The sequence below is a fragment of the Shumkonia mesophila genome (genome assembly GCF_026163695.1).
Lineage (GTDB): Bacteria > Pseudomonadota > Alphaproteobacteria > Rhodospirillales > Shumkoniaceae > Shumkonia > Shumkonia mesophila.
Genome location: NZ_JAOTID010000002.1, coordinates 215,910 through 242,052 on the forward strand (window position 1 = coordinate 215,910; position 26,143 = coordinate 242,052).

Annotated in this window: 28 protein-coding genes; 14 read left to right on the forward strand and 14 right to left on the reverse strand. The window is 66.6% G+C overall.

Translation table 11 applies throughout. The features are described 5' to 3' along the window. Nucleotides 1-58: 58 nt before the first annotated feature. The 6 genes from ODR01_RS04500 to ODR01_RS04525 all read right to left on the reverse strand — a co-directional run bounded on the left by ODR01_RS04500 (nt 59) and on the right by ODR01_RS04525 (nt 4,786). Nucleotides 59-1,336, reverse strand: coding sequence for an MFS transporter (locus tag ODR01_RS04500; protein ID WP_316976413.1), 1,278 nt, complete (start codon nt 1,334-1,336; stop codon nt 59-61). After that, nucleotides 1,333-2,022: a glutathione S-transferase family protein gene (locus ODR01_RS04505; protein ID WP_316976414.1), complete on the reverse strand. Its 690-nt coding sequence runs from the start codon at nt 2,020-2,022 to the stop codon at nt 1,333-1,335. The genes ODR01_RS04500 and ODR01_RS04505 overlap by 4 nt, the downstream gene beginning before the upstream one ends. 12 nt (nt 2,023-2,034) lie before the next feature. After that, nucleotides 2,035-2,730, reverse strand: coding sequence for a glutathione S-transferase N-terminal domain-containing protein (locus ODR01_RS04510; protein WP_316976415.1), 696 nt, complete (start codon nt 2,728-2,730; stop codon nt 2,035-2,037). 89 nt (nt 2,731-2,819) lie between these two features. Continuing rightward, nucleotides 2,820-3,443 (reverse strand): bifunctional phosphoserine phosphatase/homoserine phosphotransferase ThrH, encoded by a 624-nt coding sequence (gene thrH / locus ODR01_RS04515; RefSeq protein ID WP_316976416.1) that lies wholly within the window; start codon nt 3,441-3,443, stop codon nt 2,820-2,822. Nucleotides 3,444-3,514: 71 nt separating this feature from the next. After that, complete coding sequence (locus tag ODR01_RS04520) at nt 3,515-4,177, reverse strand: uracil-DNA glycosylase (RefSeq protein WP_316976417.1); 663 nt, start codon at nt 4,175-4,177, stop codon at nt 3,515-3,517. Nucleotides 4,178-4,192: 15 nt separating this feature from the next. Then, nucleotides 4,193-4,786 (reverse strand): LabA-like NYN domain-containing protein, encoded by a 594-nt coding sequence (locus ODR01_RS04525; protein ID WP_316976418.1) that lies wholly within the window; start codon nt 4,784-4,786, stop codon nt 4,193-4,195. 163 nt (nt 4,787-4,949) lie between these two features. On the opposite strand from ODR01_RS04525, the gene folK reads away from it, so the two are divergent. From folK to ODR01_RS04590, 13 genes are all read left to right on the forward strand, one after another. Beyond that, nucleotides 4,950-5,453, forward strand: coding sequence for a 2-amino-4-hydroxy-6-hydroxymethyldihydropteridine diphosphokinase (gene folK / locus ODR01_RS04530; protein ID WP_316976419.1), 504 nt, complete (start codon nt 4,950-4,952; stop codon nt 5,451-5,453). A 126-nt stretch (nt 5,454-5,579) separates the two neighbouring features. Beyond that, nucleotides 5,580-6,029: a DNA-directed RNA polymerase subunit omega gene (gene rpoZ, locus ODR01_RS04535; RefSeq protein WP_316976420.1), complete on the forward strand. Its 450-nt coding sequence runs from the start codon at nt 5,580-5,582 to the stop codon at nt 6,027-6,029. A 104-nt stretch (nt 6,030-6,133) separates the two neighbouring features. Further along, complete coding sequence (locus ODR01_RS04540) at nt 6,134-8,278, forward strand: RelA/SpoT family protein (RefSeq protein WP_316976421.1); 2,145 nt, start codon at nt 6,134-6,136, stop codon at nt 8,276-8,278. Between the two features lie 137 nt (nt 8,279-8,415). Further along, nucleotides 8,416-8,976 carry a DUF2062 domain-containing protein gene (locus ODR01_RS04545; RefSeq protein ID WP_316976422.1) on the forward strand — a complete coding sequence of 187 codons (561 nt, stop codon included), beginning with the start codon at nt 8,416-8,418 and terminating at the stop codon, nt 8,974-8,976. Further along, complete coding sequence (locus tag ODR01_RS04550) at nt 8,948-9,685, forward strand: pyridoxine 5'-phosphate synthase (protein WP_316976423.1); 738 nt, start codon at nt 8,948-8,950, stop codon at nt 9,683-9,685. The genes ODR01_RS04545 and ODR01_RS04550 overlap by 29 nt, the downstream gene beginning before the upstream one ends. After that, nucleotides 9,682-10,110, forward strand: a complete 429-nt coding sequence (acpS, locus tag ODR01_RS04555; RefSeq protein WP_316976424.1) for a holo-ACP synthase — start codon at nt 9,682-9,684, stop codon at nt 10,108-10,110. The genes ODR01_RS04550 and acpS overlap by 4 nt, the downstream gene beginning before the upstream one ends. A gap of 90 nt (nt 10,111-10,200) precedes the next feature. Next, nucleotides 10,201-10,935, forward strand: coding sequence for a signal peptidase I (gene lepB / locus ODR01_RS04560; protein WP_316976425.1), 735 nt, complete (start codon nt 10,201-10,203; stop codon nt 10,933-10,935). A gap of 5 nt (nt 10,936-10,940) precedes the next feature. After that, nucleotides 10,941-11,636: a ribonuclease III gene (gene rnc / locus ODR01_RS04565; protein ID WP_316976426.1), complete on the forward strand. Its 696-nt coding sequence runs from the start codon at nt 10,941-10,943 to the stop codon at nt 11,634-11,636. Beyond that, nucleotides 11,626-12,531, forward strand: a complete 906-nt coding sequence (era, locus tag ODR01_RS04570) for a GTPase Era (protein ID WP_316976427.1) — start codon at nt 11,626-11,628, stop codon at nt 12,529-12,531. Before rnc ends, era begins: the two co-directional genes overlap by 11 nt. A gap of 44 nt (nt 12,532-12,575) precedes the next feature. Then, the gene (gene recO / locus ODR01_RS04575) at nt 12,576-13,307 is read left to right on the forward strand and encodes a DNA repair protein RecO (protein ID WP_316976428.1); all 732 of its coding nucleotides are present in this window, start codon (nt 12,576-12,578) and stop codon (nt 13,305-13,307) included. Between the two features lie 83 nt (nt 13,308-13,390). Further along, nucleotides 13,391-15,637 (forward strand): DNA topoisomerase IV subunit A, encoded by a 2,247-nt coding sequence (gene parC, locus ODR01_RS04580; protein ID WP_316976429.1) that lies wholly within the window; start codon nt 13,391-13,393, stop codon nt 15,635-15,637. Between the two features lie 53 nt (nt 15,638-15,690). Then, complete coding sequence (locus ODR01_RS04585; RefSeq protein WP_316976430.1) at nt 15,691-16,290, forward strand: biotin transporter BioY; 600 nt, start codon at nt 15,691-15,693, stop codon at nt 16,288-16,290. 1 nt (nt 16,291) lies between these two features. Beyond that, a complete protein-coding gene (locus ODR01_RS04590) occupies nt 16,292-16,732 on the forward strand; it encodes a DUF6314 family protein (RefSeq protein WP_316976431.1) in 441 nt (146 codons plus the stop codon). Nucleotides 16,733-16,741: 9 nt separating this feature from the next. Here the strand turns inward: ODR01_RS04590 and ODR01_RS04595 are convergent, their stop codons facing one another. The 6 genes from ODR01_RS04595 to motA form a co-directional block, all read right to left on the reverse strand. After that, nucleotides 16,742-18,313, reverse strand: coding sequence for a TRAP transporter large permease (locus ODR01_RS04595; protein WP_316976840.1), 1,572 nt, complete (start codon nt 18,311-18,313; stop codon nt 16,742-16,744). Further along, a complete protein-coding gene (locus ODR01_RS04600) occupies nt 18,313-18,855 on the reverse strand; it encodes a TRAP transporter small permease subunit (RefSeq protein WP_316976432.1) in 543 nt (180 codons plus the stop codon). The genes ODR01_RS04595 and ODR01_RS04600 overlap by 1 nt, the downstream gene beginning before the upstream one ends. 138 nt (nt 18,856-18,993) lie before the next feature. Next, complete coding sequence (locus tag ODR01_RS04605) at nt 18,994-20,094, reverse strand: TRAP transporter substrate-binding protein (RefSeq protein WP_316976433.1); 1,101 nt, start codon at nt 20,092-20,094, stop codon at nt 18,994-18,996. 153 nt (nt 20,095-20,247) lie between these two features. Further along, on the reverse strand, nt 20,248-20,997 hold the full coding sequence (locus ODR01_RS04610; protein WP_316976434.1) for an arginyltransferase: 750 nt from the start codon (nt 20,995-20,997) through the stop codon (nt 20,248-20,250). 65 nt (nt 20,998-21,062) lie between these two features. Then, a complete protein-coding gene (gene motB / locus ODR01_RS04615; RefSeq protein WP_316976435.1) occupies nt 21,063-21,968 on the reverse strand; it encodes a flagellar motor protein MotB in 906 nt (301 codons plus the stop codon). Between the two features lie 12 nt (nt 21,969-21,980). Next, on the reverse strand, nt 21,981-22,844 hold the full coding sequence (gene motA, locus ODR01_RS04620) for a flagellar motor stator protein MotA (protein WP_316976436.1): 864 nt from the start codon (nt 22,842-22,844) through the stop codon (nt 21,981-21,983). A 220-nt stretch (nt 22,845-23,064) separates the two neighbouring features. Between motA and ODR01_RS04625 the strand changes: the two genes are divergently transcribed. Then, complete coding sequence (locus ODR01_RS04625) at nt 23,065-23,568, forward strand: flavin reductase family protein (protein ID WP_316976437.1); 504 nt, start codon at nt 23,065-23,067, stop codon at nt 23,566-23,568. Between the two features lie 10 nt (nt 23,569-23,578). Here the strand turns inward: ODR01_RS04625 and hemB are convergent, their stop codons facing one another. Further along, a complete protein-coding gene (hemB, locus tag ODR01_RS04630; protein ID WP_316976438.1) occupies nt 23,579-24,592 on the reverse strand; it encodes a porphobilinogen synthase in 1,014 nt (337 codons plus the stop codon). Between the two features lie 7 nt (nt 24,593-24,599). Continuing rightward, entirely contained in the window at nt 24,600-25,892 is a 1,293-nt protein-coding gene (locus ODR01_RS04635) for an O-acetylhomoserine aminocarboxypropyltransferase/cysteine synthase family protein (protein WP_316976439.1), read from the reverse strand. Nucleotides 25,893-26,143: the final 251 nt, after the last annotated feature.

Sequence of the window (26,143 nt, forward strand, 5' to 3'; positions counted from 1 at the left end):
CAAGAGTCCAGGATAAGAGTCCAAGAGTCCAAAAAGAGAGTCCAAGGAGGAGGCCGAGTCAGCGGGGAACGGCGGTTTCGGCCGCCGGCCCGCGGCGCGCCACGGCGCGGCTGAGCAGGGCCAGGCCGGTGCCGGCCAGCGATGCGGCGGCAAGCAGCCCGAAGGTGGTGGCGTAGCTGCCGATGGCCTCGTGGATGACCGAGAACAGCGACGGACCGACCATGACACCGGCAAAGGTGACGGCCAGCGAGGCCCCCGTCGTCGGCCCGATGCGGCCGACCGGGCTCAGGCGGGCCAACTCGGCCAGGAAGACGCCGTTCCAGCCGATCGAGGCGATGCCGAAGACCACGAACAGCGCCCTTAAGCCGAACCCCGGCCAGTCGGGCGAGACCTGGGTGACCAGCGCCGCCGCCAGCCCGGCGATGACGCCGATGACGGCCAGCACGGCGGCGCCGTCGCCGACGCGGTCGGCCACCCATCCCCACATCAGGCGGCCGAAGACGCTGGCCACCTGGACCAGCGAAAGGACCAGCCCGGCCTCGACCAGGGTCATATGGACGTCCTCGACCAGCAGGGTGACCAGGAAGGCGACGAGGCTGAGCTGGGTGATGGTGTAGAAGAACGACGATGCCACCAGCCAACGGATGGGGTGGTTTCGCCAGATCACCGCCAGGCCGTCGAGCAGGCCGCCGCGCAGGCGCCAACCCGCATCGCGGTCGTCGTCCCACAGTGCGCGGCGGGCTTGCAGGGCCACCATGAGGGCGAGCAGGACGACGCCGACCGCCACCGGCACCGCCCGCCAGCCGACATGGACGGCCAAGGGCGGCGCCACCAGCCCGGCGACGGCGCCGCCGATCGGCACCCCGGTCTGCTTGATCGAAAAGATGACGTTGCGATAGCGCTGCCCGGCGAAGCGGGCGAGCAGGTGGGAGGCCGACGGGTTGGTCATGGCGTAGCCGATGCCGAAGAAAACCGAGGCCACGGCCACCGCCGCGACGTTGGGAACGGTAGCCAGCGCGCAGCCGGCCAGGCCCATGAACAGGCTGGCCTGGCTGGTCCGGCAGGCACCCCACCGGCGCACCATGCCGCCGACGATGACCGAGACGATGCTGGCGCTGCCATAGACGATGCTGATCTGAAAGCCGATCTGCGAGGCGGGAATGCCGAGCGAGGTGGCCACGGCCGGGGCGATGGCCGCCAGCATGAGGACGGCCAGCGACATGGCGGCCTGTACCGAGGTGGTGGCGGCGACCACGAACGTGCGGTTGAAAGGGGGAAAGGCTTCCGCTGGCGGCTTGTCGAGGGCGGAGGACGGTTCGGCTGGACGGTCGGTCACCACGTGTATCCCGGCGATTGGCGGGCCAGGCCGTCAAACAGGCCCAGCATGGAATCGAGCCAACCATACACGGGGTCGGGCCGCTCCAGCAGCGGAAAATCGCTGACGCTGCGGGCCCATTGGAAGCCGCCGAAGACGATGAAGTCGGCGTAGGCCGGCGCCTCGCCGGCGATGAACGGCTGTTCGGCCAAAGTGGCGCGCAGGGGCGCCAGGCTGGCCCGGAAGCCTTCGACGCGCTCGTCGCGCCCGGCCTGCACCGCTTCGAGCGGCCGGCCGAGGCGCTTTTCGCGGCTGGCCCGGAAATAGGCGCGGTCCTCGGGGTCGATGTGGCGGAAGATGTCGTGGACGATCAGGGGGAAGATGCCGGCCAGCTGCACGCGGTCGGCCCACTGGTTGATCAGCCGGCAGCTTCCCCGCGCGATGGCGTTGCCGAACAAGGGCGGCCGGTCGGGATAGGCATCCTCCAGGTGGCAGGCGATGCGCCAGCTGTCGGAGACCACGGTATCGCCGTCGACCAGCACCGGCACGCGATCCTGGCCGCTGAAGGCCAGTTGGGCCTTGTCGGAGAAGCGGATGGGAACGCGCGTGGCCGCCAGCCCCTTGGCCGAGAGCGCCATGCGGATGCGCCAGCAATAGGGGCTGAAGCGGCGCTCACCCGCGGCCAGCTCATAGAGGGTCAGCGCCACGGCCTGGGCCGCTCAGCGGCGCTGGTACTGGGTGGCGCCGAACATGATTTCGCGCTGCTTGGCATCCATCGGCCCCGACGACTGGTGTTCCTTCAACAACTGCAGCCCCTTCTGCACCGCCGGCCGCGCGTCGATGGCGGCAAACCAGCGCTTGACGTTGGGGAAGTCGTCGATGTTCTGGCCCTGGCCTTCGGGTTTGCGCAGCCACGGGAAGGTCGCCATGTCGGCGATGGAGTAATCGCTGCCGGCCATGTACTCGACCTCGCCCAGCCGGCGGTCGAGCACGCCGTAAAGGCGTTTGGCCTCGTTGGTGTAGCGGTCGACGGCGTATGGAATCTTCTCGGGCGCGTACCGGCGGAAATGGTGGGCCTGACCCAGCATCGGCCCGATGCCGCCCATCTGGAACATCAGCCATTCGATGACCCGGTAGCGGCCGGCGACGTCGGCGGGCATGAAGCGGCCGGTCTTTTCGGCCAGGTACATCAGGATGGCGCCCGATTCGAACAGCGGGTAGGGGCGCCCGCCGGGACCGTCGGCATCGACGATGGCCGGCATCTTGTTGTTGGGGCTGATCTTCAGGAAATCGGGATTGAACTGGTCACCCTTGCCGATGTCGACCGGGATCACCCGGTAGGGCAGCCCGGTCTCTTCGAGCAGGATGGAGATCTTGAAACCGTTGGGGGTCGGCCAGGCGTACAAGTCGATCATGGGTCAGCTCCTCGGGCGGCGGTTTCCGCTTAGGTGGGAGCGCCGCCCCGTCCTGTGAAGGGGCGGCCGGCCGACCCGGCGTTGCGCGGTCAGGCCGGCACGGCCTGGAAGCGCCGTCGCGCCGCCTCGATCTGGGCGGCCAGTTCGTCGTACTCGCGCACCACCGGGAACTGCGGGAACTCGCGGATGACGTTGTCCGGGGCGCGGAACAGGATGCCGGCGTGGGCGGCGGCCAGCATCGAGGTGTCGTTGTAGGAATCGCCGGCGGCGAAGACCGTGAAGTTCAGCTTGCGGAAGGCCTCGACCGAATGGCGCTTCTGGTCCTGCATGCGCAGATGGTAGTTGACCACCCGGCCGTCGCCGTCCACTTCCAGGTTGTGGCAGAACAGCGTCGGCCAGCCCAGCTGGCGCATCAGCGGCTTGGCGAATTCGTAGAAGGTGTCGGACAGGATCACCACCTGGAAGGTCTCGCGCAGTTTGTCCAGGAAGGCCCGGGCGCCGTCCATCGGTCCCATCTCGGCGATCACCGCCTGGATGTCGCCGATGCGCAGGCCATGCTCGTCCAAGATCTTGAGGCGCTGGCGCATCAGGACGTTGTAGTCCGGGACGTCGCGGGTGGTGGCGCGCAGGGCCGGGATGCCGGTCTTCTCGGCCACGTTGATCCAGACCTCCGGCACCAGGACCCCTTCGAGGTCGAGACAGACGATTTCCAAGGTGGTTCCTCCCAACGGTGGTTTGCCGGGGGATATAGCAGGCGAAGGGCGGGCGGGGCAAACCCGAAGTGTCAGTCGGCGAGGATCGGCCGGACCTGATCGAACACCGCGTGGAACATCGCCTCGGTCAGCCGGCCGGTGTTGGTGTTGTAGCGCGAGCAATGGTAGCTGTCGGCCAGCACGGGGCCGCCGGGCAGGCGGTGGAGCGCGCCGTGGGCGAACGGCCACGCCGACTTGCGCTGCCCGAGCGCGGCGAGCACGCTGCCATGGGCGATGGTGCCCAAGGCCAGGATGGCGCGCAGGGCGGGGAGCGAGGCGATCTGCGCCTCGAGGAACGGCCGGCAGGTGGCGATCTCGGCCGGCGTCGGCTTGTTTTCCGGCGGCACGCAGCGCACCGCGTTGGTGATCTCGCAGCCGATCAGGCGAAGCCCGTCGTCGGGCCTGGCCTCGTAGATGCCGGCGGCCAGGCCGTATTTTTTCAGGGTGGCGTACAACAGATCGCCGGCGTAGTCGCCGGTGAACGGCCGGCCGGTGCGGTTGGCGCCGCGCAATCCCGGCGCCAGGCCGACGATGAGCAGGCGTACCTCTGCCGGCTGGGCGGGGCCGAACGGCACGACCGGGTCGTTGTGCCAGTCGGGAAAGGCGGCCCGGTTGTTGTCCCGGAAATCGGCCAGCCGCGGGCACAGCGGACAGCCGGACGGCGGGCGCGAGCCAAATGGATGGACGGTCGGCATGGTGGCGGCTGCCGGTCAGGCGGGTTCGACGTAGGAGCCGGGGCCGTCGCTCGCGGGCAACTCGCCGCCCCGGTGGTTGCCCAGGCGCTCGATGCGGGGCTGCAGCTCCTGCAGTTCCAGGAAGAAGTCGGCTTGGCGGCGCAACTCGTCGGCCACCATGGGCGGCTGCGAGCGGATGGTGCTGACCACCGTCACCCGCACGCCCCGGCGCTGGATGGCCTCGACCAGCCGGCGGAAGTCGCCGTCGCCGGAAAACAGCACCACATGATCCAGATGTTCGGACATCTCCATGACGTCGACCGCCAGTTCGATGTCCATGTTGCCCTTGATCTTGCGCCGCCCGGTGACGGCGTCGGTGAATTCCTTGGTCGGCTTGGTGACCATAGTGTAGCCGTTGTAGTCCAGCCAGTCGACCAGCGGGCGGATCGGCGAATAGTCCTGGTCCTCGAGGAGGGCGGTATAGTAGAAGGCGCGGATAAGGGTGGCCTCGGTGGCGAACAGTTCGAGCAGCCGCCGGTAGTCGATATCGAAGCCGAGGGCCCGGGCGGCCGCGTAAAGGTTGGACCCGTCGATAAATAGACCGAGCCGTTCGTGCGGATAAAAATTCATTGGAAATCCTTTATTAATTAACTAGTTAAATTAAAAGTCTAATCTGAAACATAAGTCAAATCGACAACGGCGGACGATACGGCCAACGGGGGCCGGGAACGAGCTGTTCCTGACCTACTAGGTAGGCCCCGGGCGGCACCGCCGCAAGCACGAATCGGCGAGGATGGCGATGATTCTAATCGGCGTCGGATCGAACATTCCGGGCCCGCAGGGGGCGACCCCGCGCCAGAACTGTCATAACGCGCTCAAGCTTCTGGAGGACTCCGGCGTGACGATCACCCGGCGCTCGCGGTGGTACCGCAGCGCCCCGGTTCCCCCGTCCGATCAGCCGTGGTTCATCAACGGCGTCGTCGCCGTCGAGGCGGCCGGCCTCGAGCCGGAACCCCTGCTCGAGTGCCTCCATCAGATCGAGCTCGAATTCGGGCGCCGGCGCTCCCACCCCAACGCGCCCCGGCCGCTGGATCTCGACATCCTCGATTTCGACGGGCGGATCACCGCCCCGGACGCGGCGGTGGTGTTGCCCCATCCCCGCATGCACCAGCGGGCCTTCGTGCTGATGCCGCTTTCCGAGATCGCGCCGGAATGGCGCCATCCGGTCATCGGCGACACCGTCTTCGACCTGATCGCCGCCTTGCCGGACGACCAGTTCATCGAGCCGGTGCCCTGAACGGCCGGCGGCCGGCCGCAGGGGCCGGTTGCCGATTCCCAACGATGCGGCCTTGCCTATTGGCCGCGGTCCAAATATATATGGGCGAAATCCCCCTCATCCTATTGGCTGCGGAGACCTGTTTACATGGCCCGGGTTACCGTCGAAGACTGCGTCATCAAGATTCCGAACCGCTTCGACCTCGTCATGGTGGCGGCCCAGCGGGCCCGCGACATCGCGGCGGGAGCGCCGCTGACGGTCGATCGCGACAACGACAAGAATCCGGTGGTCGCCTTGCGCGAGATCGCCGACGAAACCATCGACATCGACAACCTCACGGATTCCCTGGTCAAGGGCCTTCAGAAGCACGTCGAGTCCGACGAGCCGGAAGAGGACGAGATGGACCTGCTGGCGATCCAGCAGGAACTTGGCATTTCCGTTGCCGAAACCCCGAGCAGGGTCGTGGCCGAGGACGGCGACGACGAACTCGAAGCCGAAGGCGAAGAGTCGGGCGAGGCCCTCTACGAGGACGTCGACGAGGCCGATTTGGCCGCAGACCCGGCGCTGGGGGCGGATAGCGACTCCGACGAGGTGTGATGTGACTCCGGCGGGGGGCGGACGTGCGATCGCACGGCCTTTCCCCGTCCGTGGACCGGCGGGGGCAGCCGGCTTCCCAGAGATGTGATGTGGCGAGGCGCTGAATGATTCGGCAATTCGAACTTGTCGAACGCGTGCTCGCCTACGATCCCGACGCCGATGAAGACGCCCTGAACCGGGCCTACGTGTTCGCCATGAAGGCGCACGGCTCGCAGAAGCGCGCCTCGGGCGATCCCTATTTCTCGCACCCCATCGAAGCGGCCGGCATCCTGACCGACTACCGGCTGGACACCGCCTCGATCATCACAGCCCTGCTGCACGACACCATCGAAGACACGTCGGCGACGATCGACGACATCACCAAGCATTTCGGTCCCGACGTGGCGCGCCTGGTTGACGGCGTCACCAAGCTGACGCGCATCGAGATGCCGTCCGACCACGCCAAGCAGGCGGAAAACTTCCGCAAGCTGGTGCTGGCCATGTCGAAGGACATCCGCGTCCTTCTGGTCAAGCTGGCCGACCGGCTGCACAACATGCGCACCCTCCACTACATCTCCAATCCGGAAAAGCGCCAGCGCATCGCCCGCGAGACGATGGAGATCTATACGCCGCTGGCCGAGCGCATCGGCATGCAGGAGCTCAAGAGCGAGCTCGAGGACCTGGCCTTCGCCGAGCTCAACCCCGACGCCCGCAACTCGATTATGGCCCGCCTCGATTTCCTGCGCGAACAGAGCGGCGGGGCGATCCCGATCATCGTCAAACAGTTAGAATCGCTGCTGGCCGAGGGCGGTGTCAAGGCCAGCGTGTCGGGGCGCGAGAAGAAGCCCTATTCGATCTGGCGCAAGATGCAGCGCAACAACATCAATTTCGAGCAGCTCTCCGACATCATGGCGTTCCGCCTGCTGGTCGATTCTCTGGACGACGTCTACCGGACGCTGGGCGTCATCCACAACGCCTATCCGGTGGTTCCCGGCCGCTTCAAGGATTACGTCAGCACGCCCAAGCCCAACGGCTATCGCTCGGTGCATACCGGCGTGTTCGGCCCCAAGGGCGAGCGCATCGAGATCCAGATCCGCACCCACGAGATGCACGAGGTGGCAGAGCGCGGCGTCGCCGCCCACTGGAACTACAAGCAGGGGGCCGGCAGCACCGAAGGGCCGCAGTACCGCTGGCTGCGCGAGCTCTTGGACATCCTGGACCAGGCCTCCGGCCCCGAGGAGTTCCTGGAAAACACCAAGCTCGAGATGTTCCAGGATCAGGTGTTCTGCTTCACGCCCAAGGGCGACCTCATCAGCCTGCCGCGCGGCTCGACTCCGGTCGACTTCGCCTATGCCGTCCATTCCCAGGTCGGCGATACCTGCGTCGGCGCCAAGATCAACGGCCGCATCCGGCCGCTCAAGGTCGAGTTGCGCAACGGCGACCAGGTCGAGGTCCTGACCTCGAAGGCGCAGACGCCGTCGCCGGAATGGGAGCGCTTCGTGGTCACCGGCCGGGCCCGGGCCCGCATCCGCCGGTTCATCCGCTCCAAGGAGCGCGAGCAGTACGTCCAGCTCGGCCGCGCCATCCTGCAGAAAGCCTTCCGCGACGCGGGCTACGAGTTTGCCGACAAGGCGCTGGAAGGCGTGCTCAAGGTCTTCAAGGCGAACACGCCGGACGATATCTGCGCCGGCGTGGGCGCCGGCAACCTGGCCGGGCGCGAGGTGGTCGAGACGGTCTACCCGGGGGTGCGCGAGAAGCGCCTGGGTTCGGAAAAGGTGGTGCCGATCGGCCGCGCCCGCAATCGCGCCAAGGGCAGGGACCCGGCGGTGCCGATCGTCGGCCTCATTCCCGGCATGGCCGTCCACTTCGCCGGATGCTGCCATCCGCTGCCGGGGGATCGTATCGTCGGCATCATCGCCACCGGCCGCGGAGTCACCATCCATACCATCGATTGCCGCGAGCTCGAGGGGCTGAGCGACCAGCCGGAACGCTGGCTCGACGTGTCGTGGGACACCCAGGGCGAGGTGGAAAGCCACGTCGGGCGCATCACGCTCACCCTGCTCAACACGCCGGGCAGTCTCGGCACGGTGTCCAACCTGATCGCCAAGAACGACGGCAACATCAACAACCTCCGGATCGTCAACCGCTCGCCCGATTTCTTCGAGATGCTGATGGACATCGAAGTCAAGGATCTCAAGCATCTGACCAACATCATCGCGGCGCTCCGCGCCTCGCCGGTGATCAACGACGTCGAGCGGGCCCGCGGTTGACGGGGGCTCGCCGGTCCATCCCGGCGGGGCGGGGCGCCACGCGTTTTCCTGATGGCGGGACGGCCTGAAACGCCTATATTCGCGCCATGTTCCTAAGGCGCAGAAAGATGTCCTGGGCCCGGCGGTTCCGGGAGGTGATGTGGCCCAGCGCCGGATGGCGGCGCTCGACCTCGTATCTGTTCCACCGCATCGCGCGCATTCCGGGAACGCCGCATTACATCGCCGCCGGACTGGCCTGCGGCGCCGCCATTTCGTTCACCCCGTTCATCGGCCTGCATTTCGTGCTGTCGTTCCTGCTGGCCTGGATCGTCCGTGGCAGCTTGGTCGCCGCCGCTCTCGGCACGGCGGTCGGCAATCCGTGGACCTTTCCGTTCATCTGGATCTGGATTTACGAACTCGGTCACTGGATGCTGAACGTCCGCAGCCCGATACCGGCCGAGGCGGTGAACTTCGTGCATCTGTTCGCCAGGATCACCGGCTCCTTGTTGCGCATGGACATGCATTATCTGTTCGACATTGCAGGGCCGGTGCTGTGGCCGATGTTCATCGGCAGCATTCCCACGGCGATCGTCGTCTGGTTCGTGTTCTACCTGCCGCTCAAGCCGGCGGTGGCCGCCTATCAGCACCGCCGGCGTTTCCGCAGAATGAAGAAGGCACAGGAGGAATCGGATGCACCGACGCCTGAGACTCGGCGTTAACATCGATCACGTCGCGACCATCCGCAACGCCCGCGGGGGGCACTTTCCCGACCCGCTGCGCGCCGCCATGCTGGCGGTCGAGGCCGGGGCCGACGGCATCACCGCGCATCTGCGCGAGGACCGCCGGCACATCTCCGATGCCGACATCTCGAAGATCCGCCAGGCCATTCCGGTACCGCTCAACCTCGAGATGGCGGCGACCGAGGAAATGCTGGCGATCGCCCTGCACCATCGCCCGCACGCCGCCTGCATCGTGCCCGAGAAACGCGAGGAGCGAACCACCGAAGGCGGACTCGACGCGGCGCGCGGCCACAACCACCTGAAGCCGTTCGTCGCCGCGCTCGGCAGGGCCGGCATCCGCGTTTCGCTGTTCGTCGAGCCCGATTTGCGGCAGCTCGACGCGGCCGTTTCCTTGGGGGCCCCCGTCGTCGAACTGCACACCGGCGCCTATTGCGACGCCGAGGACGGCCGGCGTGAGCGCGAGCTGGAACGCATCCGCGAGGCCGCCGCCCACGCCGAGAAGGTCGGGCTGGAATGCCATGCCGGCCACGGACTGACCTACGAGACGGTGAAGCCGATCGCCGCCATCCCGGCCATCGTCGAGCTGAACATCGGCCACTTCCTGGTGGGCGAGGCCATCTTCGTCGGCCTTGCCGAAAGCATTCGCGGCATGCGCGCGCTGATGGACGAGGGACGGGCCGGCCGATGATCCTGGGCCTCGGTACCGATCTTTGCGACATCCGGCGCGTCGAACGCGCGCTCGCGCGTTTTGGCGAGCGCTTCACCTTGCGCCTGTTCACCGATACCGAGCGGGCCAGGGCGGCCGGCCGGCCGCGCAAGTCGGCCCATGTCTTTGCCCAATGCTTCGCCGCCAAGGAGGCCTGCGCCAAGGCCCTGGGCACCGGCTATCGCCGGGGCGTTTTCGCCCGCGACATCGCAGTCGCCAATCACCCCAGCGGGCAGCCCTACCTTACGCTGCACGGCGGCGCCCGCCGGCGTCTCGACGAACTGACGCCCTCCGGCATGGTCGCCCGGATCGACGTTTCGCTGACCGACGAGAACCCGATGGCCCACGCCATCGTCATCATCTCGGCGGTGCCGGCGCCGGATGCTGCCGCCGGGGAAGGTCCTTGACACCGCGGGCGCGGACTGGCTTGATCGAGCGTTGATGCGCCAGCCTGACCCTTCATGACAGTAAAATCAATACGTTAAACGGACATTTTAATGAGTCGCAATAAGACACAGGGCTGGAAGGAGACGGTGAAGACCGTCTTCTACGCCGTTCTCATCGCCATTTTCATCCGCACCTTCGCGTATGAGCCCTTCAGTATTCCCTCGGGGTCGATGATCCCGACGCTGCTGGTCGGCGACTATCTGTTCGTTTCCAAGTTCTCGTATGGCTACAGCCGCCACTCGCTGCCGTTCAGCCTGCCGCTGATTCCGGGCCGCATCCTCTACACCCAGCCGGAGCGCGGCGACGTCGTGGTCTTCAAGTTGCCGGCCGACAACCGCACCGACTACATCAAGCGGATCATCGGCCTGCCCGGCGACCGCATCCAGGTCAAGGACGGCGTGCTTCACATCAACGAACAGCCGGTGAAGCGCGAGCGGGTGGCCGACCACATGCGCTACCTGACCAGCGGCAACGTGATGCGCGACCCGCGCTATATCGAAACCCTGCCCAACGGCAAGCAACACCCGATCATCGAGGCGCAGGGCGATTTCGGCCAGGGCGACGATACCCGGGTCTATACCGTGCCCGAGGGCCACTTCTTTGCCATGGGCGACAACCGGGACAGTTCGCTGGACAGCCGCTTCCCGGATGTCGGCTTCGTTCCCAAGGAGAACCTGGTCGGCCGCGCCGAATTCCTGTTCTTCTCGATCGAGGGCAGCGTGTGGAAGATATGGACCTGGCCGACCGCGATCCGCTTCGATCGCCTGTTCAGCGGCATCGACTGAGACGGATGAGCACCGTCTCCGACCCTTTGGGCAAGATCCTCGGTCACCGTTTCAACCGGCCGGAACTGGTGCGCGAAGCGCTCTGCCATTCCAGCGCGGCGCAGGGGCAAAGCGGCCGGCCGGCGTCGTACGAGCGGCTGGAATTCCTGGGCGACCGGGTGCTGGGCCTGGTGGTCGCCCGCCTGCTGTTCGACCGTTTCGCCGGCGAGAGCGAGGGCCACCTGGCCCGCCGGCATGCCGAACTGGTGCGCAAGGAAACGCTGGCCCGCGTCGCCGTCAACCTCGGCCTGGGGCGCCACATCCGGCTGTCGCGTGGCGAGGAGGAGGCCGGCGGGCGCGACAATCCGGCCATCCTGGCCGACGTCTGCGAGGCGGTCATCGCGGCGATTTTCCTGGACGGCGGGTTCGAGGCGGCGGCGGCGTTCATCGGCCGCCATTGGGCGGTTCTGATCGAGGAGGACCTGACACCGCCCAAGGACGCCAAGACGGCGCTCCAGGAATGGGCCCAGGGGCGTGGCCTCGACTTGCCGCTCTATCGCGAGGTCGGTCGCGAGGGGCCGCCGCACGCGCCGCTCTTCGAGGTCGAGGTGTCCATTGAGGGCCACCCGCCCGAGGTGGCCAATGGGCCGTCCAAGCGGACGGCCGAACAGGCGGCGGCCGGGGCCCTGCTGGCCCGGCTGGAGGTGCGATATGGCGGCTGATCATCCGACCCGCTGCGGCTTCGTCGCCGTGCTGGGGGCACCCAATGTCGGCAAGTCGACGCTGATCAACCAGATTGTCGGCGCCAAGGTGTCCATCGTGTCGCCCAAGGTGCAGACGACGCGCACGCGCGTGCTCGGCATCCACATCGAGGGGACGTCCCAGATCGTCTTCATCGATACCCCCGGCATCTTCCAGCCGCGGCGCCGGCTGGACCGCGCCATGGTGGCGGCCGCCTGGGGCGGCGCCGAGGACGCCGACTCGGTACTGCTGCTGGTCGATGCCGCCAAGGGGCTGGACGCCAACACCCGGGCCATCGTCGAGCGCCTGAAAACGGCCGGCCGGCCGGCCGTTCTGGTGCTCAACAAGGTCGACCTGGCCAAAAAGCCGGCGCTGCTGGCCCTCGCCTCCGAGCTCAACGCCAGCGGCGCGTTCACCGACACCTTCATGGTCTCGGCGTTGACCGGCGATGGCGTCGGCGACCTGGTGGCCCATCTGGCCGCGCGCATGGCGGAAGGGCCCTGGCATTTCCCCGAGGATCAGATTTCCGACATGCCGCAGCGGCTGCTGGCCGCCGAGATCACCCGCGAGCAACTGTACCGCCAGCTTCACGAGGAACTGCCCTACGCCGCCACCGTCGAGACCGAATCGTGGGAAGAACGGCGCGACGGCAGCGTCAAGATCGATCAGGTGGTTTTTGTCGAGCGCGAAAGCCAGCGGGCCATCGTGCTGGGCAAGGGCGGCCGGCGCATCCGGGCGCTGGGCGAGGCGGCCCGCATCGAACTGGCGGCGATTTTCGAGCGCCGGGTCCATCTGTTCCTGTTCGTCAAGGTGCGCGAATCGTGGGGCGACGATCCCGAGCGCTACCGGGACTGGGGACTCGATTTCAACGCCTGACATTTCCTCCTCGCGGCATTCCCGGGATCGGCTAGAGTAGGGCCATGGAGTGGACCGACGAGGGCATCGTTCTTTCCGCCCGCAAGCATGGCGAGACGTCGGCGATCGTCACCCTGCTGACCCGCGCCTATGGCCGCCACGCCGGGCTGGTGCGCGGCGGGGCGGGCAAGGCGGCGCGCGGCATCCTGCAGCCCGGCAACCGCGTCGAAGCCCACTGGCGGGCCCGGCTGGCCGAGCACCTGGGCACGCTCACCTGCGAGATGACCCACGCCTTCGCAGCCGCCGTGCTCGACGACGCTGCCCGTCTGGCCGCCCTTTCCTCGGCCTGCGCCATCGCCGAGGCGGCGCTGCCCGAGCGCGAGCCCTTTCCCTCGGTCTACGACGGCCTGCTGGCCCTGCTGGGCGCCATCGAGAACGACGTCTGGCCGGTCGCCTATGTGCGCTGGGAGCTGGGCCTGCTGACCCAGCTGGGCTTCGGCCTCGATCTTTCCGAATGCGCCGCCACCGGACGCAACGACCAGCTCGCCTACGTGTCGCCGAAATCGGGCCGGGCGGTGTCGCTGGCCGCCGGCGAGCCTTACAAGGGCCGGCTGCTGGCGCTGCCGGCCTTCCTGGCTGGCGGCGGCAACGGGGCGGGGCCCGGGGCCCTGCTCGACGGCCTTCGCCTCACCGGCCATTTCCTCGAACGCCACCTTTTCGCCCCCATGGGCGTCCCCATGCCGGCGGCTCGCCGCCGGCTGGAAGAGCGCCTGCGCCACGGCGCGGGCGCGCCATGAATTGATGCTTTGATGCGCCTGCGCGCTACATGTAGTATCCCGTTTCAATCTCGCTGCGACAGACCACAGGTTTCGAACCGACCATGAAAGACGCCGCCCCGACCGGGGAAATCCGCGATACGCCGCTCGCCGAGGCCCTCGGCGAACGCTACCTGTCCTATGCCCTTTCCACCATCATGTCGCGCTCGCTGCCCGACGTGCGCGACGGCCTGAAGCCGGTGCATCGGCGGCTGCTTTACGCCATGCGCCAGCTCAAGCTCGACCCCACCTCGGGCTACAAGAAGTGCGCCCGCGTGGTGGGCGACGTCATCGGCAAGTACCATCCGCACGGCGACGTCGCGGTCTATGAGACGCTGGTGCGCCTGGCCCAGGAATTCGCCGTCCGCTACCCGCTGGTCGACGGCCAGGGCAACTTCGGCAACATCGACGGCGATAACGCGGCGGCCATGCGCTACACCGAGGCGCGGATGACCGCGGTGGCCCAGGCGTTGCTCGAAGGCATCGACGAGAACGCCGTCGACTTCCGCGACACCTATGACGGCGAGGACGAGGAGCCGGTCGTTCTGCCGGCGCGCTTCCCCAACCTGCTGGCCAACGGGGCCGCCGGCATCGCGGTCGGCATGGCGACCAACATTCCGCCCCACAACGTCGGCGAGCTGTGCGACGCGCTGATCCTCCTCAACAAGACGCCGTCGGCCACCGTCGAGGAACTGGTCGGGGTGGTGCGCGGCCCGGACTTTCCGACCGGCGGCATCCTGGCCGAGGCGCCGGGCGCCATCCTCGAGGCCTATCGAACGGGGCGCGGCAGCTTCCGCCTGCGGGCCCGCTGGGAGAGCGAATCCCTGGGCCACGGCCAGTACCAGATCGTCATCACCGAGATCCCCTACCAGGTGCCCAAGGCGCGCATCATCGAACGGGTCGCCGAACTGCTGGCCGCCCGCAAGCTGCCGATGCTGGCCGACATCCGCGACGAATCGACCGACGACGTGCGCATCGTGCTGGAACCGAAAAGCCGCACCGTCGAGGCCGAGCACCTGATGGAGCATCTGTTCCGCCTGACCGACCTCGAGGTGCGCTTCGGCCTCAACATGAACGTGCTGGGCGCCGACAACACGCCGCGGGTCATGAACCTCAAGGAGGTGCTCGCCGCCTTCCTGGAGCACCGCCAACAGGTGCTGGTGCGGCGTACCGAGTTCCGCCTGGACAAGATCGAGCGCCGGTTGGAGATCCTGGGCGGCCTGCTGATCGCCTATCTCAACCTCGACGAGGTCATCCGCATCATCCGCGAGGAGGACGAGCCGAAGGCCGAGTTGATCCGGGCCTTCAAGCTGACCGACACCCAGGCGGAAGCCATCCTCAACATGCGCCTGCGCCACTTGCGCCGGCTGGAGGAGCAGGCCATCCGCACCGAGAACGCCGAGTTGACGGCGGAGAAGGCCGACCTTCAGGACCTGCTGGCCAAGCCGCAGCGGATGCGCAAGGTGATCGGCGCCGAAATGCTCGACATTCGAAAACAGTTCGGGCCCGACACCGCGCTGGGCAAGCGGCGCACCGACATCGGCGACGCGCCCTCCGCCATCGTCGTGCCGCTGGAGGCGATGATCGAGCGCGAGCCGATCACCGTCATCTGTTCGGAGAAGGGCTGGATTCGCGCGATCAAGGGCCACATGGAGGACCTTTCCGAGGTCCGCTACAAGGAAGGCGACCGCGGCAAGTTCATACTGCGGGCCCAGACCACCGACAAGCTGCTGGTGTTCGCCACCAACGGCCGCTTCTACACCGTCGGCTGCGACAAGCTGCCGGGCGGGCGCGGCAACGGCGAGCCGCTGCGCCTGATGATCGACCTCGACGCCGGCCATGACGTGGTCGGCCTCATGGTCCACCGGCCGGGCGGGCGCCTGCTGGTGGCCGGCGAATCCGGGCGCGGCTTCGTGGTCGAGGAGGATGCCGTCATCGCCCAGACGCGGGCCGGCAAGCAGATCCTCAACCTGGCGGACGGCGAGGAGGCGGCGCTGTGCGCGCCGATCGGCGAAGGGGCCGATTCAATCGCCGTCGTCGGCAACAACCGCAAGCTCCTGATCTTCGGGCTGGACGAGGTGCCGGTCATGACCCGCGGGCGTGGCGTCATCCTGCAACGCTATGGCAAGGGCGGCCTCATCGCCGACGCCATCGCGTTCAAATTCGCCGACGGGCTGACCTGGCCGGCCGGAACCCGCACCCGCACGGAAACCAACTTGGCCCCCTGGCACGGCAAGCGCGCCCAGGCCGGCCGGCTGCCGCCGGGAGGTTTCCCCCGTTCCAACCGGTTTACAGGGGGGCCGGTTGCCTGATAGGAAGGCGGGGCCGCCTGTTCGGCGATCCAGACAGGATTGAGGAGAAAACCATGCGTGGTCCGACGACCGTTCAACCGACCCTGATTTCCGCCGTATGGTCCGCCGCCGGGGCCGGCTGGCTGCGCGCCGCCATTCTCGCCGTCGTCGGCAGCCTGTTGCTGACCGCCTCGGCCAAGATCCTGGTGCCGTTCTGGCCGGTTCCCATGACCATGCAGACCTTTGCCGTGCTCGTCATCGGCATGGCCTATGGGCCGCGCCTCGGGGTGGCGACCGTGGCGCTTTATCTGGCCCAAGGGGCGCTAGGCCTGCCGGTCTTTGCCGGCACCCCGGAAAAGGGCATTGGGCTCGCCTACATGGTGGGACCGACCGGGGGATATCTGGTCGGCTATCTGCTGGCGGCGACGGCCTGTGGCTATCTGGCCGAACGGGGCTGGGATCGCGGCCTTTTCACCACCGCCGCGGCCTTGGTCATTGGCAACGTCATTCTTTTCCTTCCGGGCGTGCTGTGGCTGGGCGTCCTGTTCGGCTGGAGCAAGCCGATCCTGGCGTGGGGGCTGACGCCCTTCCTCCTTGGCGAGGCCACGAAGATGGCTCTGGCGGCCGTGGTCATCCCGTTGGCCTGGAAAGCGGTGCGGAGCCGCCGCCACTAGAGTGGCTCGGCGGTTTCCGATCGCCGGCCTGCACGCCTATCTGGCCGGCCCGTGGCGGGTTCAGCGGTTCATCGGCGATCGGCGTCGCGACGACCGCGGGTCCTTCGTCGGAGACGCCCTTTTCGACCGAGAAGGACAGGGCCTCCGCTATCGTGAGCAAGGCATCCTGCGGCTGAGCGGCTTCCAAGGGGAGGCGAGCCGCGCCTACGTGTACGCGTTCCCCGCAGCGGCCGTCGCCAACGTCCATTTCGAAGACGGCCGGTTTTTTCACACCCTCGATCTTTCCAGCGGCGGGTGGTCGGTCGAGCATCGATGCGGCGACGATCTCTACCGGGGAGATTTCGCGGTCAGCGGCGAAGACCGGTGGGGCGTGGTCTGGCAGGTAGACGGCCCGCGCAAGGCATTGATCCTCGATGCCGAGTACCGGCGAGTACGAGCGTAGTGCCCACCCTCAACCGAACACGACCTTCGGCAGCCAGGTCGCCAATGCCGGGAACCAGGCCACCAGGCCCAGGCAGACGATCTGCATGAGAACGAAGGGGATGACGCCCTTGTAGATGTGCATGGTCGTCACCGAGGCCGGCGCCACGCCGCGCAGGTAGAACAGCGAGAAGCCGAAGGGCGGCGTCAGGAACGACGTTTGCAGGTTGAGGGCCATCATGATGCCCAGCCATACCGGGTCGAGTCCCATGGTCAGCAGCACCGGGGCGACGATCGGCACCACCACGAAGGTGATCTCGATGAAATCGAGGAAGAAGCCCAGGAAGAACATCATCGTCATGACCACGACCATGGCACCGAAGGCGCCGCCGGGCAGGCCGCTCAGCAGTTCGTGAACCACGTCGTCGCCGCCGAAGCCGCGGAAGACCAGCGAGAACAGCTGGGCGCCGATGACGATGACGAAGACCATCGAGGTGATGCGGGCCGTCGAGCGGGCGACGTCGCCGAGGATGCCGCTTTCGTGCGCCCGCATCAGGGCGACCGTCGTGCCCCAGACGACGCCGGCGCACAAAAGTGCCGCCACCGCGATGCCGGCCAGACCGGCGACGGGGATGGTGTCGCGGGCCAGGCGGAGATCGACGAAGGAGGTCAGCACCAGGACGCCGATCAGGCTGAAGGCGCCGACGAGGACGGCCGCCCCGCGGCCGCTGTTCAGCCGCTGGCCGGCCAGCAGCAGCGAACCGACGGCGCCGACGGCGGCGGCTTCGGTCGGGGTCGCGATGCCGCCCAGGATCGAGCCCAGGACGGCGACGATCAGCACGATGGGGGGAATCAGGGCGTTGAGCACCATGACCACGAAGGCGCCACCCACGGGACCGCCCTCGTCGCGCGGCACCGCCGGCGAGGTTTCGGGGCGCAGCCAGGCCATGAGGATCTGGTAGAGGATGTAGACGCCGACGAGGAGAAGGCCCGGGATCAGGCCGCCGGCGAAAAGATCGGCCACCGAGACCGATTCGGGGGCGAAGATGCCCTGGTTGAGCTGGGCCGTCTGGTAGGCCGCCGAAATCACGTCGCCCAGCAATACCAGAACGATGGAGGGCGGGATGATCTGGCCCAGGGTGCCCGCCGCGCAGATGGAGCCGCAGGCCAGCGCGGGGTCATAGCCGCGGCGCAGCATGGTGGGCAGCGCCAGCAGGCCCATGGTGACGACGGTGGCCCCGACGATGCCGGTGGAGGCAGCCATCAGGGCGCCCACCACCGAGACCGAAATGCCGAGGCCGCCGCGCAGGCGGCCGAACAGCATGGCCATGGTGTCCAAGAGCTCCTCGGCCACCTTGGAACGCTCCAGCATGACCCCCATGACGATGAACAGCGGCACGGCAATCAGCACGTCGTTGGTCATGATGCCGAAGATGCGCTGCGGGTAGGCGCTGAGGAAGGTGGCGTCGAAATCGGCGACCAGCATGCCGATGCCGGCGAACAGCAGGGCGTTGCCGGCCAGCGTGAAGGCGACCGGGAAGCCGGCCAGCAGGAAGATGCAGGCCGAACCGAACATCAGCAGCGAAAAGGTCTCGGCGGCCATCATAACCGGTCGTCCGTCGGGCGGGGTGCCGGCCATGGCAGGCCGGCCAGGGTGGCGACCGAGCGGATGGCCATCGAGACGCCCTGCGCGGCCAGCAGGACGGTGAATAGCAAAAGCAGGCTCTTGAGCAGGAACACACCCGGAATGCCGCTGGTTTCCTTGGACCCTTCCAGCACCCGCCACGAGGCCCTGACGTAGGGCAGGGACACCCACCAGATGAGGGCGCAAACGGGGATCAGAAAGATAAGGGTGCCGACCAGATCGACCAGGGCCTTCCGGCGCGGCGATGTCTCGCGGTAGAAGATGTCGATGCGCACGTGCTCGTCGTGCAGCAGCGTATAGCCGACGGTCGCCATGAACAGGACGGCGTGCATATAGATCACCGATTCCTGCAGCATGATCGAGCCGATCCCGAAGACATAGCGCATCAGCACGATGGCCACCTGGATCAGCACCATCGGCACGACGATCCACGAAACCGTCCGTCCCATCGCTCTGTTGAACGCGTCGATACTTCGCGCCAGCGCCGCCAGCAACCGCACGCAGGGCCTCCCTCACGGGCATGTGGAAAAACGGGCCGCACTATGGCCGATCGGCCATGGCATGTATAGGGGCAAGCGGCCTTGCGGCCGACGCCCCGCGACCTTCGGCACGGGGCGTCGCCACAGAGGTAGCCCGCGTCAGTCGCCGTACTTGAACGGCAGCATTCGGGCGTCGAGGAACGCCTTCTCGCCATAGCGCGACCAGCGCATCGCCTTTTTGCGGAAGTCGATATAGCTGGCGTAGACCCTTTTGGTGATGTCGTCCGCGGCCGCCATCTCGGCCATCACCTGCCCGGCGGCGGTGCCGATGGCGTTGACGATGTCGTCGGAGAACTGGCGAAGCTGGACGCCGTGCTTGTTGACCAGGGTGTCGAGCGCGTCGGAGTTGCGGGCATCGAATTCGGCGATCATCAACTGGGTTTCGGCGGCGGTGGCGGTGCGAATGATTTCCTGCTGGGTCGGCGTCAGGCTTTTCCAGACATCCAGGTTGACCGAAAAGTCGAGGTTCGAGCCCGGCTCGTGGATGCCGGGGTGGTAGTAGTACTTGGCCACCTTATGGAAGCCGAAGGCGAGATCGATGTAGGGACCGACCCATTCGGTGCCGTCGATGGCGCCCGACTGCAACGCCGGCAGGATTTCCTGGGGCGGCAGGTTGCTGACGGCGACGCCCAAGCGCCGGAAGACCTCGCCGCCCAGGCCGGGCATCCGGTACTTCAGGCCCTTGAGGTCGTCCAGCGTGTTGATCTCCTTGGCGAACCAGCCGCCCATCTGGACGCCGGTGTTGCCGACCGGGAAGGGCTTCAGGTTGAACTGGCCGGCCAGTTCGTCCCACAGTTCCTGGCCGCCGCCGTAGTACAGCCACGCGGCCATCTCGGACGCGGTCAGGCCGAACGGCACCGTGGTGAAGAAATTGAGGGCTTTTGACTTGCCCTGGAAGTAGTAGGACGCCGAATGATAGCAGTCGGCGGCGCCGCTGGAGACGGCGTCGAACACCTCGAGCGGCGGCACCAGTTCGCCGCCGGCGTAGAGCTTCACGGTCAGCTTGCCCTCGCTGAGTTCCTGGATGCGCTTGGCCAGCCGCTCGGCACCGGTGCCCAACGCGGGCGAGTTTTTCGGCCACGTCATCACCATCCTGAGGTTGCGCTTGCCCTGGGCGAGCCCGGGCGCCGGAAAGGATGCGGCCATTGCCGCGCCGGCGGCGCCGGCCGCCGCCGTGGCCAGGAATTTGCGTCGTTCCATGAAAATCGTGCTCCCCTGTCTGTCTGCTTTTCCGGTCCGCGGAGGAGAACCGCCCCGCCGCCCCCATGTCAGCGATCAACTAAGCTTTCGGCGCCGGCAATTGCAAGAGGATGAAGCGCGGCAAGGATGGCGCCGGCGGCCGACGGCTGCGGTTCAGGCGCCGGCGGCCGATGCCGGCGGCTCCTTCGGCAGGAGTTGCCATCCGACGGGGGTGTAGACTTCCAGGGGCTGGAAGCGCGCCTTGTAGGACATCTTCGACGATCCCGCGACCCAGAAGCCGAGATAGGTGTAGGGAAGGCCCAAAGATCGGGTTTCCCGGATGGTCCACAGAATCATCAGCGAGCCCAGGCTTCGCCGATCGAGGAGGGGGTCGAAGAAACTGTAGACGGCGGACAGGCCATCGCCCAGCCGGTCGATCAGGCAGCAGCCGAAAAGGGTATTGCCGGCGTTGCGGAATTCGACGAGGCGGGTGTCGACCGGGCTGTCTTCGACCAGGGCGCGGTAGTCGGCGGCGTCCATCCGCGCCATTTCGCCATCGGCGTGGCGGGTGGCCTGATAGGCGGCGAACAGCGCGAACTGTTCGTCGGTGGCGATCGGCTTGACGTCGCGGGCGCCGAGATCGGCATTGGCGTTGAGCACCCGGCGCATCGAGCGGTTGGGCCGGTAGTCGCCGGCGACCACCCGGACGGCCTTGCATTCGTTGCAGTTCGGGCAGGCCGGCGCGTAGGCGATGTCGTGGCTGCGGCGGAAGCCGGCCAGCGACAACTGATCATGGAGGGCGGTGGCATCGCGGCCCGCCAATTCGGTGACGATCCGCCGTTCCAGACGACCCGGCAGGTAGGGACACGGCATCAGCCCCGTGGCGAAGAAGAACCGGGTTCCGAGAAACGAGTCGTGCTTCATAGGCCCTGTCCGTCTGCTTCGTCCGACGCCGCCGCCCCCGCCCTGGCCGCCATCCGTCGCGGCGGCTACGGCAGATTGGCAGCCTGTCCGTCTCCGGTGCCGCGCATCAGGACGATGGTGATGCGGCGGTTGCGCGGGTTGGCGGGGTCGCCCTTGACCAGCGGTTCCTCGGCGGCCTTGCCGACGACCCGCGAAATGCGTCCTTCCGGCACTCCCATGTCGATCAGGGCGCGGCGGCTGGCGTTGGCGCGGTCGGCCGACAGCTCCCAGTTCGAATAGCCGGCCTCGCCCCGGAACTTGGTCGAATCCGTATGGCCGGCGATGGCGATCTTCTGCGGCATCTTCTCGATCACCTTGGCCACCAGCGCCAGCATCTTTTGGGTATGGTCATACATCTCGGCGGTGCCGCGCGGAAACATGGCCAGACCTTCCTGATCGACGATCTGAATTCGCATGCCTTCGGCGGTATCGTCAACCACCAGGCTTTCGGAAAGTTCCTTGAGCGAGGGAATGCCCTGGATGGCCTGGCGCAGGGTTTCCTCCGCCTGCTCGAACTGCTCTTCCTCCTTGCGCTTTACCACCTCTTCGGCGGTTTCGGCGTCCATGGCTTCGTCGTTCGGCTTGGCGGCGTCGGTGCTGCCCTGGCCGGCGCTGGGGGTGGGCAGGTCCATGGCGACGAGCGGCGGCGTTTTGATCGGGTTGCCCAGCGCCCCGGGCTCGGCGATGCTCTGGCCGCCCAATACCTGGCCGCTGCCGCTGGTCGTCGCCGAGGCAGCCTGCGGGGCGAAATAGTTGGAGATCCCTTCCAGTTGCTCCTGCGACACCGCGCTCAGCAGCCACAGCAGCAGGAAGAACGCCATCATTGCCGTCACGAAGTCGGCGTAGGCCACCTTCCAGGCGCCGCCATGGGCGGCGGCGTGCCCGCCTTTCTTGACCTTCTTGATGATGACCGAGCCGGTTTTGACGGTCATGGCAGGTGCCTCTTACGAGTAGGTGGGAAGGTTCTGGAGCATCTCTTCCACTTCGGCGAACGTCGGCCGGACGTGGGAAAGCAGGATCTTCCGACTGAACTCGATGGAAACCTGGGGGGCGTATCCCTGCATGTGGGCGATCAGGCCGACCTTGATGCAATGCAGGTATTGGGATTCGGCATCGAAGGTCTGCTCGAGCGAGCGGCTCATCGGCGAGACCAGGCCATAGGACATCAGAATGCCGCTGAACGTGCCGACCAGGGCGCCGCCGATCAGATGGCCCAGGACCTCCGGCGGTTCGGTGATCGACCCCATGGTGTGGATGACCCCGAGAACGGCGGCGACGATGCCGAGCGCCGGCAGGGCGTCGCCCAGCACGGCGACCGCGTTGGAGATGGCGTGCATTTCCTTGTGGTGGGTCTCCAGTTCCTCGTCCATCACGGCTTCCATCTCGTGGGAATTGCTGGTTCCCAGGGTGAGAAGGCGAAGGTAGTCGCACAGGAAGACCAGCGCGTGATGTTCCTTGGAGAAACGGGGGAAGGCCTGGAACAGAGGGCTTTCCTCGGGCCGCTCCACATGATTTTCAAGCGCCAGGTCGCCCTTCGTCTTGGCCAGGCGGAAGAGCGCGTAAAGCACGCCCAGCAGTTCGAGATAGCTGGCCTTGTTGTATTTGGACCCGCGCAGCAGGGCGCCCATGGATTTCGCAGCGCCGGAGAGAACGTTTTTCGGATTGGCGATGAGGAAGGCGCCGAAGCCGGCGCCGAAAATGATCAGGAATTCGAAGGGCATCCACAGAACGCTGAGGTGGCCGTCGCCCCCGACATACCCTCCGATGACGCTGCCGACGACGACCACAAATCCGATGATGAAAAACATCCAGGACCCTCAGAAAGTCACCGCCGGTTCGTCTCCGGCGATCTTCTTGCTTGACGATGCCGCACGGCGTTTTACGCGTGCACCATTGTCTTTTACGGACGGTAACCCCCACATGCGCGCCAGGGAGAATAAATCATCTGCCCCTGATTCAGAACTGTTTTCGCTCAAACCCGCGCCGTTGAAACCGGCGGGCCGAGTATTTAGGTGACAAGCAATTCCGATGCCAAGGATCGAAATCGTGGATGTGACGGACAGGGATTTTCGCGACGCGCTGAGCCGGTTCGCCAGCGGTGTGACGGTGGTGACCGGGGTGCGGCCGGACGGTGGCCTTGCCGGCGTGACCGCCAGCGCCTTCACCTCGGTATCGCTGCGACCACCCCTGATCGCCATTTGCCTCGACAAGGCGACGACCTGTATCGAGGCGTTCACGCGCGGTTCGCATTTTGCGATTCACGTGCTTGGCGAGAGGCAGAAAGCGCTGTCCGTCCATTTCGCCCGGCGTTCGCTGGACAAGTTCCGGACCATCGACTATCGGCTGAGCCGGCAGGGCTGCCCGCTGCTGGAGGGGGGCCTCACGATCATCGAGTGTTCGCGGGCCGCCGTCCACGATGCCGGCGACCATTTCCTGATCCTGGGGAAGGTAGAAACGCTGAATACGGCGGCGAACGGCGTGCCGCTCCTGCACTTCCGGGGCGACTACTACGGCTTGGCCGAAAAGGTGTGACGCCAGCCGCTCAGGTGCGGGCCAGCAACTCCGCCGCTTCCACAGCCAGGTAGGTGAGGATGCCGTCGGCCCCGGCCCGTTTGAAGGCGAGCAGGGTTTCCAGCACGACCCTGTCGTTGTCGAGCCAGCCCTGGCCGGCCGCCGCCTTGAGCATGGCGTATTCGCCGCTGACGTTATAGACGAAAGTCGGCATGCCGAAGGCGTCCTTGACCCGGCGTACGACGTCGAGATAGGGCAGGCCGGGCTTGACCATGACCATGTCGGCGCCCTCGTCGATGTCCATGGCGACCTCGCGCAGCGCCTCGTCGGAGTTGGCGGGGTCCATCTGGTAGGTCTTTTTGTCGCCCTTGAGCGCACCCTTCGAGCCGATGGCGTCGCGGAACGGACCGTAGAAGGCCGAGGCATATTTTGCCGCGTAGCTCATGATCAGGACGTCGGTCCGGCCGGCGTCGTCGAGGGCCTTGCGGATGGCGCCGATGCGGCCGTCCATCATGTCGGATGGCGCGATGACGTCGCAGCCGGCCTCGGCCTGCACCACCGATTGGCGGCACAGCACTTCGAGCGTCTCGTCGTTGAGGATGACGCCGTCCCTGACGATGCCGTCGTGGCCGTCGGCGTTGAAGGGGTCCAGCGCGGCGTCGCAAATGACGCCGATGTCGGGGTGCGCCGCCTTGACGGCACGCGCCGCCCGGCAGACCAGGTTGTCGGGATTGACCGCCTCGCGGGCGTCGGGGGTCTTGAGGGCCGCCTCGACATAGGGAAACACGGCGATGGCCGGGATGCCCAATGCCTTGGCCCGTCCGACCTCCTCGACCAACTGGTCGATCGACAGCCGGTCGACGCCCGGCATCGACGGCACCGGCTGGCGCTGGCCCTTGCCCTCGACGACAAAGACCGGCCAGATGAGGTCGGCAACGGAAAGCGAATTTTCAGCCACCAACCGCCGCGCCCACGGGGCGCGACGGTTGCGGCGCATACGGGTTGCCGGGAAACGCCCCCGGGCTACCGATTGTCCATCCGACATGATGCTGTTAAGCCGACTCCAATGCCTGCCTGAGGTCGGCCAGAATATCGTCAATATGCTCGATGCCAATAGACAATCTTACGTAGCCGGGCGACACGCCGGTTGCCGTCTGCTCCTTTTCGGAGAGCTGGGAGTGGGTGGTGGTAGCCGGATGGATCGCCAGGCTGCGGGCGTCGCCGATGTTGGCGACGTGATAGAACATCTTCAAGGCGTCGATGAAACGCCGCCCGGCGTCGCGGCCGCCCTTAAGCTCGAAGCCGACCAGGGCACCATAGCCGCGTTTGAGATAGGCATCGGCCCGCCGCTTAACCTCGCCGCTTTGCAGGCCGGGGAAGATGACATGCGTCACCTTGGCGTGGGTCTTGAGGAAATCGGCCACCTTGGCGGCGTTCTCGCAATGGGCGCGCATGCGCAGCGGCAGGGTTTCCAGCCCCTGGATGAACTGGAAGCCGTTGAACGGGCTCATCGCGGCACCGAGATCGCGCAGCAGAACGGCCCGGGTGCGGACGATATAGGCGACCGGACCCATCGGCTTGACCGCCTCGGTCCACACCGCGCCGTGATAGCTGGGGTCGGGCTCGTTCAAGGTGGGGAAGCGTTCCTTGTGCGCCGCCCAGTCGAAGTTGCCGCCGTCGACGATCAGGCCGCCGATCGAGGTGCCGTGGCCGCCGATGTACTTGGTGGTCGAATACACCACCACGGCGGCGCCATGGTCGAGCGGCCGGCAGATGATCGGGCAGGCGGTATTGTCCATGATCAGCGGCACGCCGAGCGCACGTCCAATGTCGGCCACTTCCTTGATAGGGAAGACGTGGAGTTTCGGATTGGGCAGCGTCTCGGCGTAATAGCAGCGGGTCTTGGCGTCGGTGGCGCGCCGGAAGTTCTCGGGGTCCGAGGGATCGACGAAGCGAACCTCGATGCCGAGGTCGCGCAGCGTATTGTTGAACAGGTTCCAGGTGCCGCCGTAGAGATCTGTCGAACTGACGAAATTGTCGCCGGCCCGGCACAGGTTGAGCACCGCCAAGGTGGAAGCCGCCTGGCCCGAGGCGACGGCGAGCGCCGCCACGCCGCCTTCCAGTGCCGCGACGCGCGTTGCCAGCACGTCGAGGGTGGGGTTCATGATGCGGGTATAGATGTTGCCGCGTTCCTTCAGCGCGAACAGGTTCTCGGCATGCTCGGTGCTGTCGAACTGATACGACGTCGTCTGGTAGATCGGCACCGCCACCGCCTTCGTCGCCTCGTCGCAACGGAAGCCGGCGTGCAGAACCAGAGTCTCGGGATGCTGCGTTTCGATGGTCATGATGAGGGCCTTCCTTACCTGTGCTGTTTCAAGGGGCCCACGAAGATCTCCCCGTGGCGCTTTAGCGTTTGGTGACGCGGTGCAAGCTGCCCCATCAAATTACCGCGACCCATGACGTGGGCGGGCGGCAAAGAACTACAGAACAAATGTACTAGTCAAGCAAAATCCTCATTTGAAATGTGAATAGGCGGTCCGGCCTTCCCCGCCCCACGCCCCCCTTGTGCCGGGAACGAGAGTCCCGGCAGAATGGC

Bases quoted from the DNA above. Each gene is read 5' to 3' on its own strand.
- ODR01_RS04510 (WP_316976415.1), bottom strand. From the start codon at position 2,730: ATGATCGACTTGTACGCCTGGCCGACCCCCAACGGTTTCAAGATCTCC.
- ODR01_RS04520 (WP_316976417.1), bottom strand. From the start codon at position 4,177: ATGCCGACCGTCCATCCATTTGGCTCGCGCCCGCCGTCCGGCTGTCCG.
- ODR01_RS04525 (WP_316976418.1), bottom strand. From the start codon at position 4,786: ATGAATTTTTATCCGCACGAACGGCTCGGTCTATTTATCGACGGGTCC.
- folK (WP_316976419.1), top strand. From the start codon at position 4,950: ATGGCGATGATTCTAATCGGCGTCGGATCGAACATTCCGGGCCCGCAG.
- rpoZ (WP_316976420.1), top strand. From the start codon at position 5,580: ATGGCCCGGGTTACCGTCGAAGACTGCGTCATCAAGATTCCGAACCGC.
- ODR01_RS04540 (WP_316976421.1), top strand. From the start codon at position 6,134: ATGATTCGGCAATTCGAACTTGTCGAACGCGTGCTCGCCTACGATCCC.
- ODR01_RS04545 (WP_316976422.1), top strand. From the start codon at position 8,416: ATGTGGCCCAGCGCCGGATGGCGGCGCTCGACCTCGTATCTGTTCCAC.
- ODR01_RS04550 (WP_316976423.1), top strand. From the start codon at position 8,948: ATGCACCGACGCCTGAGACTCGGCGTTAACATCGATCACGTCGCGACC.
- acpS (WP_316976424.1), top strand. From the start codon at position 9,682: ATGATCCTGGGCCTCGGTACCGATCTTTGCGACATCCGGCGCGTCGAA.
- lepB (WP_316976425.1), top strand. From the start codon at position 10,201: ATGAGTCGCAATAAGACACAGGGCTGGAAGGAGACGGTGAAGACCGTC.
- rnc (WP_316976426.1), top strand. From the start codon at position 10,941: ATGAGCACCGTCTCCGACCCTTTGGGCAAGATCCTCGGTCACCGTTTC.
- era (WP_316976427.1), top strand. From the start codon at position 11,626: ATGGCGGCTGATCATCCGACCCGCTGCGGCTTCGTCGCCGTGCTGGGG.
- recO (WP_316976428.1), top strand. From the start codon at position 12,576: ATGGAGTGGACCGACGAGGGCATCGTTCTTTCCGCCCGCAAGCATGGC.
- parC (WP_316976429.1), top strand. From the start codon at position 13,391: ATGAAAGACGCCGCCCCGACCGGGGAAATCCGCGATACGCCGCTCGCC.
- ODR01_RS04585 (WP_316976430.1), top strand. From the start codon at position 15,691: ATGCGTGGTCCGACGACCGTTCAACCGACCCTGATTTCCGCCGTATGG.
- ODR01_RS04595 (WP_316976840.1), bottom strand. From the start codon at position 18,313: ATGGCCGCCGAGACCTTTTCGCTGCTGATGTTCGGTTCGGCCTGCATC.
- ODR01_RS04605 (WP_316976433.1), bottom strand. From the start codon at position 20,094: ATGGAACGACGCAAATTCCTGGCCACGGCGGCGGCCGGCGCCGCCGGC.
- ODR01_RS04610 (WP_316976434.1), bottom strand. From the start codon at position 20,997: ATGAAGCACGACTCGTTTCTCGGAACCCGGTTCTTCTTCGCCACGGGG.
- motB (WP_316976435.1), bottom strand. From the start codon at position 21,968: ATGACCGTCAAAACCGGCTCGGTCATCATCAAGAAGGTCAAGAAAGGC.
- motA (WP_316976436.1), bottom strand. From the start codon at position 22,844: ATGTTTTTCATCATCGGATTTGTGGTCGTCGTCGGCAGCGTCATCGGA.
- ODR01_RS04625 (WP_316976437.1), top strand. From the start codon at position 23,065: ATGCCAAGGATCGAAATCGTGGATGTGACGGACAGGGATTTTCGCGAC.
- hemB (WP_316976438.1), bottom strand. From the start codon at position 24,592: ATGTCGGATGGACAATCGGTAGCCCGGGGGCGTTTCCCGGCAACCCGT.
- ODR01_RS04635 (WP_316976439.1), bottom strand. From the start codon at position 25,892: ATGACCATCGAAACGCAGCATCCCGAGACTCTGGTTCTGCACGCCGGC.